This window comes from Caulobacter sp. GW821-FHT11E11, assembly GCF_058808315.1.
The window spans coordinates 43,186-59,630 of the sequence record NZ_JBXARO010000012.1; the positions used below are offsets into that span (position 1 = coordinate 43,186).

Annotated in this window: 18 protein-coding genes; 13 read left to right on the forward strand and 5 right to left on the reverse strand. The window is 65.2% G+C overall.

Translation table 11 applies throughout. From position 1 onward, the window contains the following. Positions 1-21 precede the first annotated feature (21 nt). Both AC1RR5_RS24895 and AC1RR5_RS24900 read left to right on the forward strand, forming a co-directional pair. Positions 22-834, forward strand: a complete 813-nt coding sequence (locus AC1RR5_RS24895) for a universal stress protein (protein ID WP_492926123.1) — start codon at positions 22-24, stop codon at positions 832-834. A gap of 34 nt (positions 835-868) precedes the next feature. Next, entirely contained in the window at positions 869-1,246 is a 378-nt protein-coding gene (locus tag AC1RR5_RS24900) for a hypothetical protein (RefSeq protein WP_492926125.1), read from the forward strand. 17 nt (positions 1,247-1,263) lie between these two features. Here AC1RR5_RS24900 and AC1RR5_RS24905 read toward each other — a convergent pair whose 3' ends face one another. The 4 genes from AC1RR5_RS24905 to AC1RR5_RS24920 form a co-directional block, all read right to left on the reverse strand. Next, positions 1,264-2,076, reverse strand: a complete 813-nt coding sequence (locus AC1RR5_RS24905) for a hypothetical protein (RefSeq protein WP_492926127.1) — start codon at positions 2,074-2,076, stop codon at positions 1,264-1,266. A 99-nt stretch (positions 2,077-2,175) separates the two neighbouring features. Further along, positions 2,176-3,045 (reverse strand): AAA family ATPase, encoded by an 870-nt coding sequence (locus AC1RR5_RS24910; RefSeq protein ID WP_492926129.1) that lies wholly within the window; start codon positions 3,043-3,045, stop codon positions 2,176-2,178. A gap of 93 nt (positions 3,046-3,138) precedes the next feature. Then, the gene (gene pseH / locus AC1RR5_RS24915; protein WP_492926131.1) at positions 3,139-3,726 is read right to left on the reverse strand and encodes a UDP-4-amino-4,6-dideoxy-N-acetyl-beta-L-altrosamine N-acetyltransferase; all 588 of its coding nucleotides are present in this window, start codon (positions 3,724-3,726) and stop codon (positions 3,139-3,141) included. A gap of 126 nt (positions 3,727-3,852) precedes the next feature. Further along, positions 3,853-5,646, reverse strand: a complete 1,794-nt coding sequence (locus AC1RR5_RS24920) for a tetratricopeptide repeat protein (protein ID WP_492926133.1) — start codon at positions 5,644-5,646, stop codon at positions 3,853-3,855. Between the two features lie 196 nt (positions 5,647-5,842). Between AC1RR5_RS24920 and flbT the strand changes: the two genes are divergently transcribed. The 11 genes from flbT (at position 5,843) to ssb (ending at position 15,649) form a co-directional block, all read left to right on the forward strand. Then, on the forward strand, positions 5,843-6,268 hold the full coding sequence (gene flbT / locus AC1RR5_RS24925) for a flagellar biosynthesis repressor FlbT (protein ID WP_492926135.1): 426 nt from the start codon (positions 5,843-5,845) through the stop codon (positions 6,266-6,268). After that, entirely contained in the window at positions 6,228-6,590 is a 363-nt protein-coding gene (gene flaF / locus AC1RR5_RS24930) for a flagellar biosynthesis regulator FlaF (protein ID WP_295106582.1), read from the forward strand. The genes flbT and flaF overlap by 41 nt, the downstream gene beginning before the upstream one ends. Before the next feature lie 248 nt (positions 6,591-6,838). Beyond that, on the forward strand, positions 6,839-7,663 hold the full coding sequence (locus AC1RR5_RS24935) for a flagellin (protein WP_492926137.1): 825 nt from the start codon (positions 6,839-6,841) through the stop codon (positions 7,661-7,663). A gap of 276 nt (positions 7,664-7,939) precedes the next feature. Continuing rightward, positions 7,940-8,764, forward strand: a complete 825-nt coding sequence (locus AC1RR5_RS24940; protein ID WP_492926139.1) for a flagellin — start codon at positions 7,940-7,942, stop codon at positions 8,762-8,764. Between the two features lie 114 nt (positions 8,765-8,878). Further along, entirely contained in the window at positions 8,879-9,235 is a 357-nt protein-coding gene (locus AC1RR5_RS24945) for a flagellar protein FlaG (protein WP_492926141.1), read from the forward strand. Between the two features lie 176 nt (positions 9,236-9,411). After that, complete coding sequence (locus AC1RR5_RS24950; RefSeq protein ID WP_492926143.1) at positions 9,412-10,248, forward strand: flagellin N-terminal helical domain-containing protein; 837 nt, start codon at positions 9,412-9,414, stop codon at positions 10,246-10,248. Positions 10,249-10,313: 65 nt separating this feature from the next. Then, positions 10,314-10,868: a UDP-4-amino-4,6-dideoxy-N-acetyl-beta-L-altrosamine N-acetyltransferase gene (gene pseH, locus AC1RR5_RS24955; RefSeq protein ID WP_492926145.1), complete on the forward strand. Its 555-nt coding sequence runs from the start codon at positions 10,314-10,316 to the stop codon at positions 10,866-10,868. 79 nt (positions 10,869-10,947) lie between these two features. Continuing rightward, entirely contained in the window at positions 10,948-13,809 is a 2,862-nt protein-coding gene (locus tag AC1RR5_RS24960) for a hypothetical protein (protein WP_492926147.1), read from the forward strand. Between the two features lie 57 nt (positions 13,810-13,866). After that, a complete protein-coding gene (locus AC1RR5_RS24965; protein WP_492926149.1) occupies positions 13,867-14,553 on the forward strand; it encodes a hypothetical protein in 687 nt (228 codons plus the stop codon). Positions 14,554-14,574: 21 nt separating this feature from the next. Continuing rightward, the gene (locus tag AC1RR5_RS24970; RefSeq protein ID WP_492926151.1) at positions 14,575-14,976 is read left to right on the forward strand and encodes a hypothetical protein; all 402 of its coding nucleotides are present in this window, start codon (positions 14,575-14,577) and stop codon (positions 14,974-14,976) included. A gap of 160 nt (positions 14,977-15,136) precedes the next feature. Continuing rightward, positions 15,137-15,649 (forward strand): single-stranded DNA-binding protein, encoded by a 513-nt coding sequence (gene ssb / locus AC1RR5_RS24975; RefSeq protein WP_492926153.1) that lies wholly within the window; start codon positions 15,137-15,139, stop codon positions 15,647-15,649. Positions 15,650-15,858: 209 nt separating this feature from the next. On the opposite strand, the gene AC1RR5_RS24980 is transcribed toward ssb, so the two are convergent. Continuing rightward, a complete protein-coding gene (locus tag AC1RR5_RS24980; protein ID WP_492926155.1) occupies positions 15,859-16,407 on the reverse strand; it encodes a GNAT family N-acetyltransferase in 549 nt (182 codons plus the stop codon). Between the last annotated feature and the right edge of the window lie 38 nt (positions 16,408-16,445).

Below are 16,445 nucleotides of genomic sequence, written 5' to 3' on the forward strand. Positions count from 1 at the left end.
GCCCTTGAAGGGAGTTCGATCATGAGTTGGGCGAGAATTATGGTTCCGCTGGCCGGAACCCCGAACGACAAGGGTGTCCTGACCTCCGCCGCGGCGCTAGCCAGCGCCTTCCAGGCCGAGTTGGCCTGCGTCCACGCCCCCGCTGACATGGCCGACCTGATGCCCTGGATGGGCGAGGGGTTCATGGGCGGTGTGCAGGTCACCGCTTTGGAAAGCCTGAAGGAAGCGGCCGTGGAGGGCACGCGGGCCTGCGGCAAGCTGGCGGCCGAGACCGGCTATCCGCGCACGCGCTTAGTCTCGCTGGACTCGCCGGTCTGGGCGGGTTTGGCCATGGAGGGTCGCCTGTCCGACGTCATCGTCTTCGACGACGCCTCGGCGCGCGGCAAGGGGCCCCTGGCGGAGTCCTTCCAGCAACTGGTCGCCGACGAGCAGCGCCCGACTCTTGTTGCCCGTCCGGGCTTCCAGGTCGACGGCGTGGCCCTGGTGGCCTGGGACGGCGGCAAGGAAGCCAGCCGCGCCATGCGCACGGCCCTGCCGCTGCTGCAAAAGGCCGGCTCGGTGATCGTGGCTGGCGCGCCTGGCGCGTCCTCGCGGGCTTTCGAGCTGGAGCGGCTGGTCGAGTTCCTGGCCGCGCGCGGTGTCCGGGCGACGGTGAAGGTCCTGGAGGGCGGCAACGACGCCGCTGGCCTGCTGCTGGGCGCCGCCAAGGATACGGGCGCGAACCTCCTGGTCGCCGGCGCGTTCGGTCATCCCAGGCTGCAGGAGTTCATCTTCGGGGGCACGACCCGCACGCTGCTCAACAGCGACGGTCCTTCCCTGTTCCTGTCTCACTAAGGCGCTGAAACTTAAAGAAGAAGGGAGACTCTCAATGTCTCTGTCTCGCATCGTCATGCGCCTTGCGCGCAATCCGGGCACCGAGTTCGCCGGCGGCGACGACCATCGCGGCTACGCCCTGACGGCCCCTCTGACTGAGGACGGTCATATCGACGAGGGCGCCTACGCCAAGGTCAAGGGCTCGTGCAGCGTGCGCCGCTTCGCGCCTGACGAGGACGCGGTGGACGGCCGCCTGAACAAGCGCGGGACGCGCTGGTTCTTCGACTATGACGACGAGGACGTGGCCGACGACGAGCCGCTGCACCGCCTGGGCGAGCACCGCTTCGCCCTGGGCGAATACGTCACCGTGACCGACGAGGACGGCCGGCCGCTGACCTACAAGGTGATGCAGGTCGAACCTCTCACACAGTAACTGGCACGCAGTAGGCGCTATCCGCCCACGTTGTGGCGGACCAGGGCCTTCATGTCGCGGAAGATATCGTGGTCGTCGGTGTCGCGGGTCTTGGCCTTGACGACGGCGACGGCCAGCGGCCCGCCCTTGGGACCGCGCGCCTCGTAGCCGGCCAAACGATAGCCCTTCGGGGCCTTGTCATTGGCCAGGATCAGGGTCGAGCGGACAGTGTCGCCCTTCTTCTGGGTGCGGATCTCGGCGCCGTGGTCGTCGGCCTTGATGGTGACGTCGCCCTCGTGCTCGTCATTGGCCGAGACATTGACCGCGCCGTGGACGTCGTCGCTGCGGATGTTGACGTTCTTATTGACCTTCACCTCGGCCGCGCCGCCATCGCTGTTGATGGTCAGGTGGCCGATGCGGATGTCGGCGCCGTTGTCGCTGGCGTCGATATTGATGCCCGGCAGGTGGATGCTCGTGCGGTTCTTGCCGTTCTTCTTGCCCTCGACGGGCTTGGGCGCGGCCGGCGGAGGCGGCATGACCTGCTTCAGTTCGTTCTCGATCGGAGCCAAGGCCGCCTCGGCGTCGGCGCCGTTCAGTCGGATCAAGCGCAGGTCGACGATCGCTTCAGCGGAGGCATAGGCGCAGGATTGGCCGTCGGCCGCGACGCTCACACGGGTCAACTCGCCTTGGCGTTCAGGGCAGTCCAGCTTGTCGATGACGTGGATGGGCTCGCGGCGGCCAGAACGGCGCTCGGATTGGCCTTGGTCGGACTGGGTGCGGTGGCAGGCGGTGAGCGCGCTCGCGCCGACGCTGATCATCAGCGCAGCGGCCAGCCATTTCGAATGAAGCATAGATACCCCGGAGCCTTCCTCGTTGCGCGGGAAGGTGGGCGCGCGCCTAGCGCGCGTCCAGTGAAATCCAAGTAACGGCGATTTGGTCGCGCTAGGGGCTTACTGGCCCGGACGCGCGCCCGAACCTTCACGACGCGCCAGGAAGGCCAGGCGCTCGAACAGGTGCACGTCCTGCTCGTTCTTCAGCAGGGCGCCGTGCAGCGGCGGGATCAGCTTGGTCGGGTCCTTCTCGCGCAGGACCGCATCGTCGATGTCCTCGACCAGCAGCAGCTTCAGCCAGTCCAGCAGCTCGGAGGTCGACGGCTTCTTCTTCAGCCCCGGCACCTTGCGCATGTCGTAGAAGATGCGCAGCGCCTCGGCGACCAGCTTCTGCTTGATGCCCGGGAAGTGGACGTCGACGATGGCCTGCATCGTCGCCTCCTCGGGGAAGCGGATGTAGTGGAAGAAGCAGCGACGCAGGAAGGCGTCCGGCAGTTCCTTCTCGTTGTTCGAGGTGATGATGATGATCGGCCGGACCGTGGCCTTGATCGTCTCATTGGTCTCGTAGACGTAGAACTCGTTGCGATCGAGTTCCTGCAGCAGGTCGTTGGGGAACTCGATGTCGGCCTTATCGATCTCGTCGATCAGCAGCACCGGGCGCTGCTCGCTCTCGAACGCCTCCCAGAGCTTGCCCTTCTTGATGTAGTTCTTGACGTCCTTGACCCGCTCGTCGCCCAGCTGGCTGTCGCGCAGGCGGGTGACGGCGTCGTATTCGTATAGGCCCTGCTGGGCCTTGGTCGTCGACTTGATGTGCCAAGTGATCAGCGGCGCGCCCATCGCCTTGGCGACCTCATAGGCCAGCACGGTCTTGCCGGTGCCAGGTTCGCCCTTGATCAGCAGGGGACGCTCCAGGGCGACGGCGGCGTTCACGGCGACCTTCAGGTCGTCGGTCGCCACGTAGTCGGAAGTGCCTTCGAAGCGCTGGCTCATGAGTCGGATCCGGTTCGAACAGTTGTTCAAATGAACGGACCAAACTACCGGCGTCTTTGCGCTTGGCAAGTCTGACGATGGGGAAGGGGCCGTTCAGGCTGCCCGAGATGGGGCCGACGGAATGTCGAAACCCTTGTCGCGCAGCCGCTGGGCCATGGCCTCGCGGCGCTGGGCCCAGTCGTGCGCCAGCAGGCCCAGGCCGACGACGTCGACCTCATGGCCGTTCTTCATCACATGCTCACGGAACAGGGCCTCGCGCTGGAAGCCGTACAGCTCGTGCAGCCGCCAGACGCTCTCGTTGGAGATCAGCACCTCGCACCACAGCTTGTTCAGGACCAGCTTGCCGAAGACGTGCTCGATGACGGCGAACTCGACGAACGAGCCGACGCCCAGGCCGCGCACCTTGGGGCTGGCAAGGTAATAGGCCCAGGCGCAGCGGCGGTGGGTCATGTCGATGTCGGCCAGATTGGCCAGGCCCACCGGCTCGTCGTCCGCCTCGATGATCCAGTAGCGACGGCGAGCGTCATGGCGCACGACGCCAAACCAGTGGTGGTGCTCGTCAGGACCGATTCTGTGGTCGGAATACATGTAGGCGGTGACCTCGGCGCTGTTGCGCCAGTCCAGCAGCCGCCCGCGGTCGTCCTCGCGCACGTCGCGCAACCGCACTTCCGTCTTCCGCATCGTCGCCGTCCCGCTCCGGCGCGCACACACTAAAGCGGCCGGTCAGGACGAGCAGCTACGCCGTGAATCGGCGCGGAAATGGGGAAGATCGGTGTCGGGTCGGCAACAAAGGCGTGGCAGACGCAACTATCCCGCGACGAATTCGCCCAGGGCCTTGGCCATGTCGCCCATGGCCTCTTCCCAGTGGCCGTACTGCTGCGTGACGAAACAGCGCACGCTCGGGTACCAGGGGTAATAGTCGGTGCCCAGGCGCGTCCACGAGGCCGCGCCGGTCAACATGAAGCTGGGCGTCCCTACCGCCCCGGCCAGATTCATGGTGGCGTTCGAATAGCCGACCACCAGGTCGACGGCGGCGCACAGGGCCGTGACGTCGTCCAGGTCCTTCTTCAGGTCGATTTCCGGCGGCTGCCAGATCTCGACGCCAAACGCCTGCTTGGCCAAGGCGATCTCTTCTTCGCAATCGCCGTACTGCAGATTGACGAAGGTGACGCCGGTCGTCTTCAGCACCGGTTCCCATTCCTCGAACGCCGAGAACTGGCGTGCGCGCTCAGAGGTGAGGTTGGCGCTCTTCCACAGCATGCCGACCTTGGGCGCGGAGCCCAATTTCTCCAGCTCGCCTTTCCAATGAGCGACGCGCTCGGGATCGGGGGTCAGGAAGGCGCGACGCGTCGGGAAAGAATCGACCGTCGGGCGCAGGCTGGCCAGGAAGTCGCCCATGGCCGCCCAGTAGTCGAACTGCCTGTAGTCCGCGATCTCCGGGAAGGTGCGCCAGACGCGGCCTTCGAACGATACCGTCCGGTGAGGGGTGACCTCGATGTCGGGGTAAGAACGTTGGAACAGCGGGATCAGGCGGGGCTCGACCCCCAGGGTCAGCTTGCCCTCGGGGCCGAGCAGCGCCTGGGTGTCGGCCAGCAGGTTGGCCAGCATGACCTCGTCGCCCAGGCCTTGCTCGGCGCTGAGCAGCAGATGCTTGCCCGTCAGGTCCTGGCCGGACCAGCGCGTCCCGGCGACGTAGAACTGCGGCGCATCGATCAGTTCGCGCGAGAAGCGGGACTCATAGGCTTTCCAGCCTTCGTCCAGACGGCCCAGGGCCAGCAGCAGGGTAGCGTAGGCGAACTCCATGATCGCGTAGTCGTGCGGCGTGATGGGGCGTTTCATCGCCTCGACGGCATCGGCTAGGGCGCCCTCGACGTCGCCCACGTCGGACTTGGCGAAGGCGCGGTTGTGCAAGGCCTTGCTGTAGGTGGGTTCCAGGCGCAGGGATTCGTCGAAGAAGACGATCGAACCAGTGGCGTCGCCCGTGTTGCACAGCACCGTGCCCAGGGTATTCCAGAGCGCGGGGCTTTCGGGATGTATGGCGATCGCGGCCTTCAGCACCTCGATCGCCTCGCTCTCGCGATTCAGCTCGCGCAGCGCGGAAGCCAGGTTGTTGGCGGCCTCAAGGTCGTCTGGGCGGGCCAGGCGGAAGTGGGCGAAGAAGCCGACCGCCAGCTCAGGCATGCCGATTCGCAGGGCCAGGCGGCCCAGGTCTCCGGCGACCGAGCCGTGGTCGGTCAGCAGGGTCAGCGCCGCCTCGTAAGCGCGCAGGGAAGAGGCGTAGTCGCCTTTCTTTTCACGCGCGATGGCCAGGACGTGCCAGGCCAGGCCCAGCCGGTCGTCGGTGTCCAGCAGCTTCAGGGCCAGCTTGTCAGCCTTGTCGAACTCCTGCTTGTGCACCGCCTGGATGGCGCGGTTCAGCAGCTTGCTGTTCTCGACATTCTTAACGTCCTGAGTGGCGCGCTTGAGGCGCTCAAGGGCCTCCTTGGACGCCGAATCGCCGATGGCGGTGTTCATCTGCCCGGCGTTGATCGGTCCAGCCCCAACCGCTTCGGCCTGAGCAAGGCCGCTGGCGGACATTTCGAGGGCGCGTTTACGGGACATGGAGGGAAACCTTACGCTTGGCGTTAACCATGTTTTGAGGCGCTATGCTTAATCGAGTCCTAAGCTGCGTCTCACGGTCGCAAGGGCGATCATGGGGCGGCAAGACAGCGTTAACACGTGCGCGTCTAGCTTTCCGCTCGAACCGTCGACATCGGCGGACTCGGGCGAAGCGGCGTCAACAAAGGAGCGGCATTAAGTGCCTTTGAAGCTGTCGCTGAAGCCCGGCGAAAAATTCGTCCTTAACGGCGCCGTGGTCCAGAACGGGGATCGGCGCGGTGTTCTGGTGCTCCAGAACAAGGCCTCCGTCCTTCGCGAGAAGGACATCATGCAGCCGGATCAGGTCACGACGCCTTCGCGTCGGATCTATTTCCCGGTGATGATGATGTACCTGGAGGAGGGCAGCGCTGAGAAGTTTTATGAGGAATTCGCCACCCGCCTTAACGATTTCATGGGGGTTGTGCGTAATCCTGCGGTCCTCCAGGACTGCATCGCCATTTCGAAGCACGTGATGGCGCGTGAGTACTACAAGGCTCTGATGTTGAGCCGTAAGTTGATTGAATACGAAGACGAGAGGTTGGGGCATGTCTCTTCGGGCTTATCAGCAGGCGGCGACGCGGGCTGAGAATCCCCGTGAAATGGAGTACCGCCTGTTCGGTCAGGTGACGCGCGCCCTCATGGACGCGTCACAGGCTCCGACGGACGACTTCGCGACACGGATCGATGCGCTGGATTGGAATCGCAAGGTCTGGTCGGCCTTGGCGACCGACTGCGCCTTGCCCGAAAACCAGCTGCCGATGCAGCTGCGCGCCAGCATCATTTCGCTCAGCCTTTGGGTCGGTCGTCACTCCAGCGCCGTGATGCGCAAGGAGGAGGAGTTCGAGCCCCTGATCGAGATCAACCGCATGATCATGCAAGGCCTGTCGGGACGCGCCGACGCCGCCTGATTCTTCGGTTTCCGCAAGACTGAACGTCTTGCCTACCAGCTCCGGAAAAACCTGCCGCCCGGCGAATGTTGCATTCGCCGGGCGGTTTTGTTTTGGCCCTGGCTGAATCTAGAAATTCAATAAAATCAGCAGCTTGTTCGATGGCGCCGAACGCGGTTCGGTTGGCCCGCCGCTTGCGATGCTTCACGCGGGCAAAACGCCCGCTCGGCAATACGCCGGATAAATCCCACCAAAACGGTAGGTATCAAATGCTGAACTCGATCAATACGAACCCGGGCGCGATGATCGCGCTCCAAAACCTGAACTCGACCAACACGGAGCTCGCCACCACCCAGAGCCGTATCAACACCGGCAAGAAGGTCGGAAGCGCTAAGGACAACGGCGCGATCTGGTCGATGGCCAAGATGCAGACTGCGAGCTCGAGCTCGTTGAATGCCGTGAAAGATTCGCTCTCTCGCGGTCAGTCGACGATCGACGTTGCTCTCGCGGCCGGCGACACCATCACCGATCTGATCTCGAAGATGAAGGAAAAGGTTCTCGCCGCTTCCGACACTTCGCTGAACACCGCCTCGTTCAACGCCCTGAAGGCTGACTTCGTCTCGCTCCGCGACCAGATCCAAAAGGCCGCGGACAATGCGAAGTTCAACGGCGTGAGCCTCGCTGACGGCAAGACCGCTCAGCTGGCTTTCCTGGCCAATTCGGACGGTGGCACCTTCACGGTCGCCGCCCAAGATTTGAGCCTGGTGGGCCTTGGCCTGACGTCGGCGCAGACGAACTTCACGACCGCTGCCGAGGCCAAGTCGCTCATCACGAACCTGACCTCCGCGTTGCAAACGGCGACGAATAAACTGTCTTCCCTGGGCACTGCCTCGACCGGTCTGGATACTCACCTGACCTTCGTTGGCAAGCTGCAGGACAGCCTGGACGCCGGCGTGGGTAACCTCGTCGATGCGGATCTGGCGAAGGAAAGCGCCAAGCTTCAGTCGCTGCAAACCAAGCAGCAACTGGGTGTGCAGGCTCTCTCGATCGCTAATCAGACTCCGCAGTCGATCCTGTCGCTGTTCAAGGGGTGAGCCCGATACGCCGGGCGGCCGTCAAAAGCCGCCCGGCGCCTCTTTCCTGCTGGGTGCGCATTATGTGCCCGGCAACAATTGCCCATGTCGAAAGCCCCCCGGCAAAAATTGCCGGGGGGCTTCGTCGTTAACGGACATATAACGTAGTAATTTCAGAGATTTAGCCCAAGCGTTGCCGCTAGGAAGTTTTGGCCCGGCAATTGCTACAGACCTTTTCGAGCAAAACGCTCCCGGCAGCCAAAATGGCGTCGGCTACCTTGAAAAGGATCTACTCGTATGCCGCTGAACAGCATCAATACGAACGCGGGCGCCATGATCGCCCTGCAAAACCTGAACACCACCAACAGCGAACTTCAGGTTACCCAACAGCGCATCAACACCGGCAAGAAGGTCGGTAGCGCTAAGGACAACGGCGCCATCTGGGCCATGTCCAAGAACCAGTCGGCCACGGCCTCGTCGCTGAACGCCGTCAAGGACTCGCTGCAACGCGGTCAATCCACCATCGACGTGGCGCTCGCCGCCGGTGACACGATCACCGACCTGCTCGGCAAGATGAAGGAAAAGGCCCTGGCCGCTTCCGACACCTCGCTGAACACCGCCTCGTTCAACGCCCTGAACGCCGACTTCGTCTCGCTCCGCGACCAGATCCAAAAGGCCGCCGCGAACGCCAAGTTCAACGGCATCAGCATCGCTGACGGCACCACCAACAGCCTGACCTTCCTGGCCAACACCGACGGCTCGGGCTTCACGGTCAAGGCGCAGTCCCTGACCCTGGCCGGTCTGGGTCTGGACTCCGTGGTCCCGGCCTTCACCACGGCCAGCGCGGCCAAGGCGATGATCGCGGAAATCGACACCGCCATCGGCACCGCCACCAACAAGCTGGCGACCCTGGGTACGTCTTCGACGGGCCTCGACACTCACCTGACCTTCGTCGGCAAGCTGCAAGACAGCCTGGACGCCGGCGTTGGCAACCTGGTGGACGCCGACCTGGCCAAGGAAAGCGCCAAGCTGCAGTCGCTGCAGACCAAGCAACAACTCGGGGTGCAGGCCCTGTCGATCGCGAACCAGTCGTCGTCGTCGATCCTGAGCCTGTTCCGCTAACGAACGGGAGGAGGCGGGCCCTGATGGCCCGCCTCCATCTTTCGTCCCGCTTTAGTCAGAAGCGTTTTTCATAACAAAGAGGAGGGGCCGGCTCGAAAACGTCGGCAATGCAAAATGGAACCAAAAGCCGCACTGTCGGCCATCAGAGATTTCATCGCTCCCGTTTCCCCCGCCAACGCCCCGGACCTGTCCGAGGGCGCGAACGTCGTTTCGGGGCAAGCTCAGACCGCCGCGCCGCAACAGGTCCACGAGGCCGAGCAGGCCGAAAAGGCCAAGCCGGTCGACGACGGTCCGCAACCGGGCGACCTGCGCCTGGTGATCGAGCAGGACGATGACTCGGGCGACTACATCTACAAGACGGTCGACCGTCGTACGGGCGAAACGCTGAATCAGTATCCGCGCGAGCAGATCCTGAAGCTGCGTGAGGAAGCCCACTACGCGTCGGGCGACGTCTTCGACGGCCAGGCCTGAGGCTGGATCTATAGGGTGAAGGGGAGGGTGCGACGGCCAGCCGCACCCGTAAACAGACATGGTTTATAAGCGTTAACCATAATCTTACCTTCTGACCCCAACTTGGGCGGCGAGTAGATCGCTCGCCGAATCGCGCGCGGTCGCAACCAATGGCAAAAGCCAGTCGGAGGCCGCGCATGACGCTGAGCGTCAACACGAACCAGCCCGCGCTGATCGCGCTGCAGAACCTGAACCGCACCAACGACGACATGCAGTCGGTGCAGACCCGCATCAACACGGGTCAGTCGATCTCGACCGCGAAGGATAACGCGGCCGTCTGGTCGATCGCCCAGGAACAGCGCGCGGACATGAGCGCGCTCGGCGCGGTCAAGATGAGCCTGGACCGCGCGACCTCGATCGCGGACGTGGCCCTGGCCGCCGGCGAATCCGTTTCCGACCTCCTGAAGCTGATGCGCGAGAAGGTGGTGGCCGCCAAGGACACCTCGCTGACCTCGTCCTCGCTACAGTCGCTGAATTCCGACTTCCAGGGCCTGTTGAAGAACCTGCAGCAGGTGATCAGCAGCGCCGTGTTCGACGGCGCCAACCTGCTGGACGGCAGCCAGGCCGCGGACATGATGTTCCTGGCCGACGCCGACGCGGCCCAGGCCATCACGCTGAGCCTGCAGAACCTGACGATGGGCGGCGGCATCAACACCCTGGCGGCCACCGACGACATCCTGAGCGCGGCCAACGCCACCTCGGTCCTGACCCGCCTCGACTCCACGATGGGCGCGATCAACCAGGCCGTCGGCAATATCGGCACCCAGGCCAAGCAGATCGACGCTCACAACAGCTTCGTCTCGCGCCTGACCGACGTGCTGGAAACCGGCGTGGGCAACCTGGTCGACGCCGACCTGGCCAAGGAAAGCGCTCGCTTGCAGGCTTTGCAGGTCAAGCAGCAGCTGGGCGCCCAGGCTTTGTCGATCGCCAACGGCGCGCCGCAGATCATCCTGTCGCTGTTCAAGGGCGGCTAACGCTAGGTCGATGAGCGTGGTCGGGCTAAGCTTCCCTAGGGTTTGCTTGGGATTCGGCGACGGGCATGATCGAGCTGCGCGACTTGCGGGACGAAGACGAGGCGGTCCTCTTTCAATGGCGGTCCGAGCCCGAGGTCGATCGCTGGATGTCGGACGCCGACCTGCCCAGCCACGAGGCGCACGCCCTGTGGTTCCAGGCGCTGCGTTCCGACCCCGACATGCGGGGTTGGATGATCACGCGTGGCGGCGTCCCGATGGGCCTGCTCACCCTGACCGGCCTCAACAGCCATCACCGCCGCGCCAGCTGGAACTGGTTCCTGGGCTCGGCCGAGGCGCGGGGCAGGGGCGTGGGTCGCGCCGCCCAGGTGCTGGGCCTCGACCGCGCCTTCGGCGAGCTGGGTCTGCACAAGGTGTTCGCCGAGGTCATGGCCGACAACGACGCGGCACTGAAGGCGCAATCGGCCGCCGGCTTCCGTCGCGAGGGTTATCTGCGCGGTCACGTCCTGAAGGACGGCCAGCCGCGCGACGTGGTGCTGCTGGGCATCCTGGCCAGCGAATGGCAGGAGTTGCGGGAAGACGCCCGCCGCGCCCTGTCGGACGCCAACCTTATCGCGGCTTAACCCAAGGTATTAACGAGTCGTCAGCGATCCTCTGGCACAGGTACCAGCGGGGGATTTTGCGTCCCGCACAGGATTGGCCGTGATCTCGTTCGATTCGAACATTCTGCTCAGCTACTATCAGGCCCGCGCGGGCGTGACGGGTGCTGCCGCGTCTGGAACGACGACGAGCTCCTCCGGCACAAAGGCCGTGGTGCCCAAGGCGCCGTGGCTGTCCGACGCCGCGCCGGCCAGTGAACTGGTCCGCTCCGCGCTGAACGGCCGCAAGTTGGTTGACGAGGGCGCCAACACCTCGGCGCTCAAGGGCGTCAGCCCCGACTACAAGAAGCTGTTCGCCACCTATCAGGCCCTGAACACGCTCTCGGCCCTGGCGGCGCGCGCCGGCGAGAAAGGGGTCACCGACGGCGAGTTGACCAAGCTGCAGACGACCCTGACCAAGGGCTTGAGCGAAATCAGCGGCTATGTGCAGAATCTTTCGCTGGATCAGTTGCGCCTGTCGACGGGCCAGGTGATGACCAGCGACAAGTCGACCGTGGGCGTGCCCAAGGCGAACTATTCCTACGTCACCGACACGCTATACAGCGGTCAGGTGGACGACGAAGTGCCCAAGTTCCAGGGCGCCGTGTCGTTCAACGTCGCGGTGAAGAGCTTCGGCGTCACCAGCAACGTGACCATGGATCTTTCCGAGATGGGCTCCAAGCCCCGGACCATGTCCAACGTCGTCAGCTACATGAACGACAAGCTGAAGACGGCCGGCTTCAACACCAGTTTCTCGGTGCAGCGGACGACGGGCCAGGAGCGCACCGTCCAGGTCGCCGGCAAGCCCGTGACCCTGCCGGCGACCGGCGACGACTTCGCCCTGAAGGTCAATGGCGACTCGGTCGAGCAGCTGACCTTCAGCGCCCCGACGACCGCGCCGGCGGTCTATGTCACCACCAAGGCCGGCGATCCCAATCCGGACAAGGACGCTCTGACCGAGGACGGGATCTATGAGACGACCCTGACCAAGTATAGCGCCGCGGGAACCAATGGCGGCGCCGGCGCGGGCGCGCCGGGCGGCAAGGTCTTCACCGAGACCCTGCAGGGCACGATCAACAGCGTTCGCAAGTCGGTCACCGGCGCGGACGGCTCGATCTACATGCTGGCCGACGTCGACACCGCAGTCGAGGGCAAGACCGACCTCAATGGCCAGGTCATCAAGGGCGAAAGTGACGTCGCTCTGCTGAAGTACGACAGCGCCGGACACCTGCTGTACGCTCGCACCCTGGGCGCGACCGACGAGGCCAACGGCCTGTCCCTGGCCGTCGCCGACGACGGCAGCGTCGCCGTCGCGGGCTCGGTCACCGGTCGTCTGGCCGGCGCCGTGAACGGCCCTATCAATAACGGCGACAGCTCGACCACCACCGACAGCTTCGTCACGCGCTACGACGCCAAGGGCGACGAGCAGTGGACGGTGCGTCGCGGCGGCTTGCAGGAGGACGAGGCCACGGCCCTGGCCTTCGGCTCGGACGGCGTCCTCTATGTCGGCGGTCGTTCGAAGTCGGACCTGCCGGGCGCGGTCGGCACGGATCCCAGCGGTGGCTACGACGCCTATCTGTCGGCTTTCGCCACCGACGCCAGCGGCCAGCCCAAGGCGCTGTTCACCCAGAAGTTCGGCACCGCCGAGAACGACAGCGTCTCGGACATTGTCGTCAACGGCTCGCAGGTCATCGTCGGCTCCAAGGAGAACGGCGAGGCGATGCTGCGCAGCTTCAACGTCACGCCCAATGTCGTGACCGAGAACGTCACCAAGCTGGACCAGTACGGCGCCTATCAGAGCGTGCCGGTCACCTACACCAAGACCGCCACCGTCACCGCCGGCGCCACCCGCGACCTGGGCTCCCTGAGGGGCGGCGACATGGTCGGGCTGAAGATCGACGGCGGCCAGCTCTATGTCGGCGGCTCCACGGCCAACGGCGCGATGTCGATCGGCGGCTCGAATTCGGCCTCGGGCGGCATGGACGCCTTTGTCGGCCGCGTGTCGCTGGACCTGTCCGACACCGGTTCCGACGCCATGACCTACTACGGCGGGGCGGGCGACGACACGGTCACCGGCTTCGACGTCAAGAACGGCACGGCCTGGGTGGTCGGGTCGGCTGGCGCCAACCTGGATGGCCAGACGACGGTCGGCGCCAAGGATGGCTATGTCGCCCAGCTGAACGTCGGCACCGGCGCCGTCGAGTGGAGCCAGCGCCTGACCGGCAAGGACGGCTACGCCACCCCGACCTCGGTCGCGGTTTCGCAGTCGGGCGCCTCCAGCCTGGACCTGTTCGGCCTGCCTGCCGGCAAGATGGACTTCACCCAGTCCGACCGCATCGTCTCGGCGACAGCGGCGCGGGCGGGCGACACCTTTCAGATCCGCACCCGCGAGCGCGGGGCCCTGACTACCATCAAGATCGACGCCAACGACACGCTCGAGACCCTGGCCGACAAGGTCAAGAAGGCCTCGGGCTACCGCGCCAAGGTCGAGGTCGTGTCCAGCGGCAACAGCCGCGTGCTGAAGATCAGTCCCGCCTCCAATACCTCGACCATCGAGATCGTGGCCGGCAAGGGCGGCACCGATGTGCTGAGCTCGATCGGCCTGGCCGGCGGCGTGGTGCGCGCCACCAAGACCGACGACGGCAAGACCGTCTCGGCCGACGGCAGTGGCCCGATGTACGGCCTGCAGCTGCCGCCCGAGCTGGATCTGACCAGCGACGCGGGTCGCAAGAACGCCAACACGGTCCTTCAGCGGGCCATGTCCGCGATCCGCAGCGCCTATCGCGAGGTGTCCGATGCGGCGATGGGTATCAAGAGCGACGACGGCAAGAGCTCGGGTAAGACCAACGGCACCGTGCCGGCTTATCTGACCGCCCAGATCTCGAACTATCAGGCGGCCCTGAACCGCCTCACCGGTGGCGGCTAACCCTTTTCCGAGGTCGTCGAGCTTGAAAGCGTCATCGACGCGTCGTAGCCAGTGGCCATGGACTTTCTGAAAGATCGACGGATCATCATCGGCGGCGGCGCGACGCTCGCGCTGCTGGCTGGTCTGGGCATCGCCGTGGCCCTGATGTCGGGCCATGACAAGAAGCCCGCCGAAGAGCCGCCGGCCTCGCGCGGTGGCCTGGTCGTCGAGACCGGACGGGACGACGACAGCAAGCTGGACCCGGCGCGCCCGCTGCGCTGCTTCGTCGGCGGCACATTTGTCGGCGAGATCACCCTGGCCGAATGCGCCAAGAAGAACGGCGTGGCCACCGGCGCCCTGGATGTCGGTGTCGACGAGACCGGCGCCCTGGCCGCGGCCGACCAGGCTGGCACCGTCCTGACCCCGCTGCCGCCGGCTCCGACGGTCAGCGCGCCGCCGGCCGCGACGACGTCGAGCCCGTCCGCGCCGTCGGCCCCGACCAGCGCCTCGACCAATACGCCCCTGGGCGCCTGCTGGCGCTATGCCGGCAACGAGTGGCGGCGCCTGCCGGGCGACATCACCCTGAATGCCTGCGCTCAGCAGCTGTTCGGCGGCCGCTGCGAGCGCTCAGGTGGCGCCACCTATGGCCGCTGGGGCGAGGAAACCCTTCGCCTGGTGCCGGGGCGCGTCGAGATCTCGTCGGACAACCGGAGCTTCCACACCGCGTTCGACCAGGGCCCGAACTGCTCTATCCCGAACGGCTGATAGGTTTTATAAGTGTAATCCATGAAGCACGCCGTCCTCGCCACCGCCGCCGTCCTGGTCGTCTCCGCCCTCGGGCTCTCGGCCTGCGAGAAGCAGACCAAGGCGCCATTCGAGCAGGGCGTCTGCTTCCAGGTGGCGACCAACAAGGACGGCACGCTGCGCTACAACCCGGTGGAGCGTAACGTTCCCCAGATGGAGCTGTGCGCCGCCACGCTGGAAGGCGCTCGCATGCGCTTCGTCCGCATGGGTCAGTCCAACAGCAAGAGCATGGTCGGCGCCTACCAGGGCTCGTTCATCTTTCTCGAGAAGGAAGGCATCTACGTCGGCCAGACCTATGAAGGCCCGCGCTTCATGTCGCTGGTCCGCACGGGCGATGGTCGCCTGGCCGTGCCGGGCGCCATCCGCCGCGAACCCGCCCAGTAGCGCTTTGGCGAAAGAGGGCGGGGCGGTTCGTCAGTCCACAGCCCTCTTGCTCGTCCACAAGAACGTTCCGGGAACAAAACTTGCATCCCGCTTAAGCGCTCGTTAACGTCCGCCTTCAGATTCCGGCGCGAGGGTCGCCGGGCGAGAACAAGGGCGAGCGATGGCTGGCAGCGTCAACAAGGTCATTCTGGTGGGCAACCTCGGGGCCGATCCTGAGATCCGCAGCCTCGGTTCGGGCGACCGCGTCGCTAACCTCCGCATCGCCACCTCGGAGACCTGGCGCGATCGCACCAGCGGCGAGCGCAAGGAAAAGACCGAGTGGCACCGCGTCGTGATCTTCAACGACAACTTGGTGAAGGTCGCCGAGCAGTACCTGCGCAAGGGCTCGACGGTCTACATCGAGGGCGCGATCCAGACCCGCAAGTGGACCGACAACACCGGCGCCGAGAAGTACTCGACCGAGATCGTGCTGCAGAAGTTCCGTGGCGAACTGACCATGCTGGGCGGTCGCGGCGATAGCGCCGGCGCCTCGTCGGGCGGCGGTGACGAGTACGGCGGCGGCTATTCGGGCGGCGGTGGCGGCAACTTCGGTGGCGGCGGCGGTCAGCGCAGCCAGCCCAGCGGCCCGCGCGAGAGCTTCTCGGCCGACCTGGACGACGAAATCCCGTTCTAGAAAACGGCCATTTCTCCGAGTGTGCGGATCGTCACAGTCCGATCCGCGCCTCGGGCTTAGACGAGACCGGTCTGCTTCTTGTGGGAGTCGGACCGGTGGGGACAGTGGAAAGCTCGTACGGCGGCCTAGAGCCAATGACGGAACGCTTTCCACGGGGGCGAACGGCGAGCGCACCGGGGACGGTCGCTCGCCGTTTTCTTGTTTGGGCCCTAGCCGAGCAGGACGGCCGGATCGGCCCAGCGATACCGCACCGTGTCGACCTCACGTCCGCCCGGCACGACCTCGGCATAACGCGCGACCTCGACGCCGCCCTTGCGGACATAGAAGTCCAGCGCCGCTTCGTTGGGCGCGTAGACCTCCAGATGCAGCGCCGCGCCGCCGTGGTCCTCGATCAGCCAGCGCGCGGTCTCGGCCAGCAGGGCGCTGCCCAGGCCGCCACCCTTGCGCTCGGGCGCGACGTGCAGGTTGTCGAGCAGGCAGCCGACCTCGAGATTCAGTCGAAACGAAGCGTAGGCCAGACCGACCGACGTCTCGCCGTCCATCGCCGCCAGGATCAGGTCGTTGGCCGGGTCAAAGGTCTCGAACCGCGCCCGCCATGTCGCCCGCGAGACGTCGAACAGCTCATGCTCCAGGAAGGCGTCGCCATAGAGGCCGCGATAGGCGATCTGGCGGCTGCGGGTGTGCAGATCGGCGATCGCTTCCGCGTCGTTTCGAGACGTCTTCAGAGCGTGGCCGAGTCGGACGATGTGCGGATCCATGCACATAGGGAAGCGTTTCGCGGTGCGAAAACAACCCG

What these genes read in the sequence shown, in the direction of transcription:
- AC1RR5_RS24895 (WP_492926123.1), top strand. Translation starts at nt 22, where the DNA reads ATGAGTTGGGCGAGAATTATGGTTCCGCTGGCCGGAACCCCGAACGAC.
- AC1RR5_RS24900 (WP_492926125.1), top strand. Translation starts at nt 869, where the DNA reads ATGTCTCTGTCTCGCATCGTCATGCGCCTTGCGCGCAATCCGGGCACC.
- AC1RR5_RS24905 (WP_492926127.1), bottom strand. Translation starts at nt 2,076, where the DNA reads ATGCTTCATTCGAAATGGCTGGCCGCTGCGCTGATGATCAGCGTCGGC.
- AC1RR5_RS24910 (WP_492926129.1), bottom strand. Translation starts at nt 3,045, where the DNA reads ATGAGCCAGCGCTTCGAAGGCACTTCCGACTACGTGGCGACCGACGAC.
- pseH (WP_492926131.1), bottom strand. Translation starts at nt 3,726, where the DNA reads ATGCGGAAGACGGAAGTGCGGTTGCGCGACGTGCGCGAGGACGACCGC.
- AC1RR5_RS24920 (WP_492926133.1), bottom strand. Translation starts at nt 5,646, where the DNA reads ATGTCCCGTAAACGCGCCCTCGAAATGTCCGCCAGCGGCCTTGCTCAG.
- flaF (WP_295106582.1), top strand. Translation starts at nt 6,228, where the DNA reads ATGTCTCTTCGGGCTTATCAGCAGGCGGCGACGCGGGCTGAGAATCCC.
- AC1RR5_RS24935 (WP_492926137.1), top strand. Translation starts at nt 6,839, where the DNA reads ATGCTGAACTCGATCAATACGAACCCGGGCGCGATGATCGCGCTCCAA.
- AC1RR5_RS24940 (WP_492926139.1), top strand. Translation starts at nt 7,940, where the DNA reads ATGCCGCTGAACAGCATCAATACGAACGCGGGCGCCATGATCGCCCTG.
- AC1RR5_RS24945 (WP_492926141.1), top strand. Translation starts at nt 8,879, where the DNA reads ATGGAACCAAAAGCCGCACTGTCGGCCATCAGAGATTTCATCGCTCCC.
- AC1RR5_RS24950 (WP_492926143.1), top strand. Translation starts at nt 9,412, where the DNA reads ATGACGCTGAGCGTCAACACGAACCAGCCCGCGCTGATCGCGCTGCAG.
- pseH (WP_492926145.1), top strand. Translation starts at nt 10,314, where the DNA reads ATGATCGAGCTGCGCGACTTGCGGGACGAAGACGAGGCGGTCCTCTTT.
- AC1RR5_RS24965 (WP_492926149.1), top strand. Translation starts at nt 13,867, where the DNA reads ATGGACTTTCTGAAAGATCGACGGATCATCATCGGCGGCGGCGCGACG.
- AC1RR5_RS24970 (WP_492926151.1), top strand. Translation starts at nt 14,575, where the DNA reads ATGAAGCACGCCGTCCTCGCCACCGCCGCCGTCCTGGTCGTCTCCGCC.
- ssb (WP_492926153.1), top strand. Translation starts at nt 15,137, where the DNA reads ATGGCTGGCAGCGTCAACAAGGTCATTCTGGTGGGCAACCTCGGGGCC.
- AC1RR5_RS24980 (WP_492926155.1), bottom strand. Translation starts at nt 16,407, where the DNA reads ATGGATCCGCACATCGTCCGACTCGGCCACGCTCTGAAGACGTCTCGA.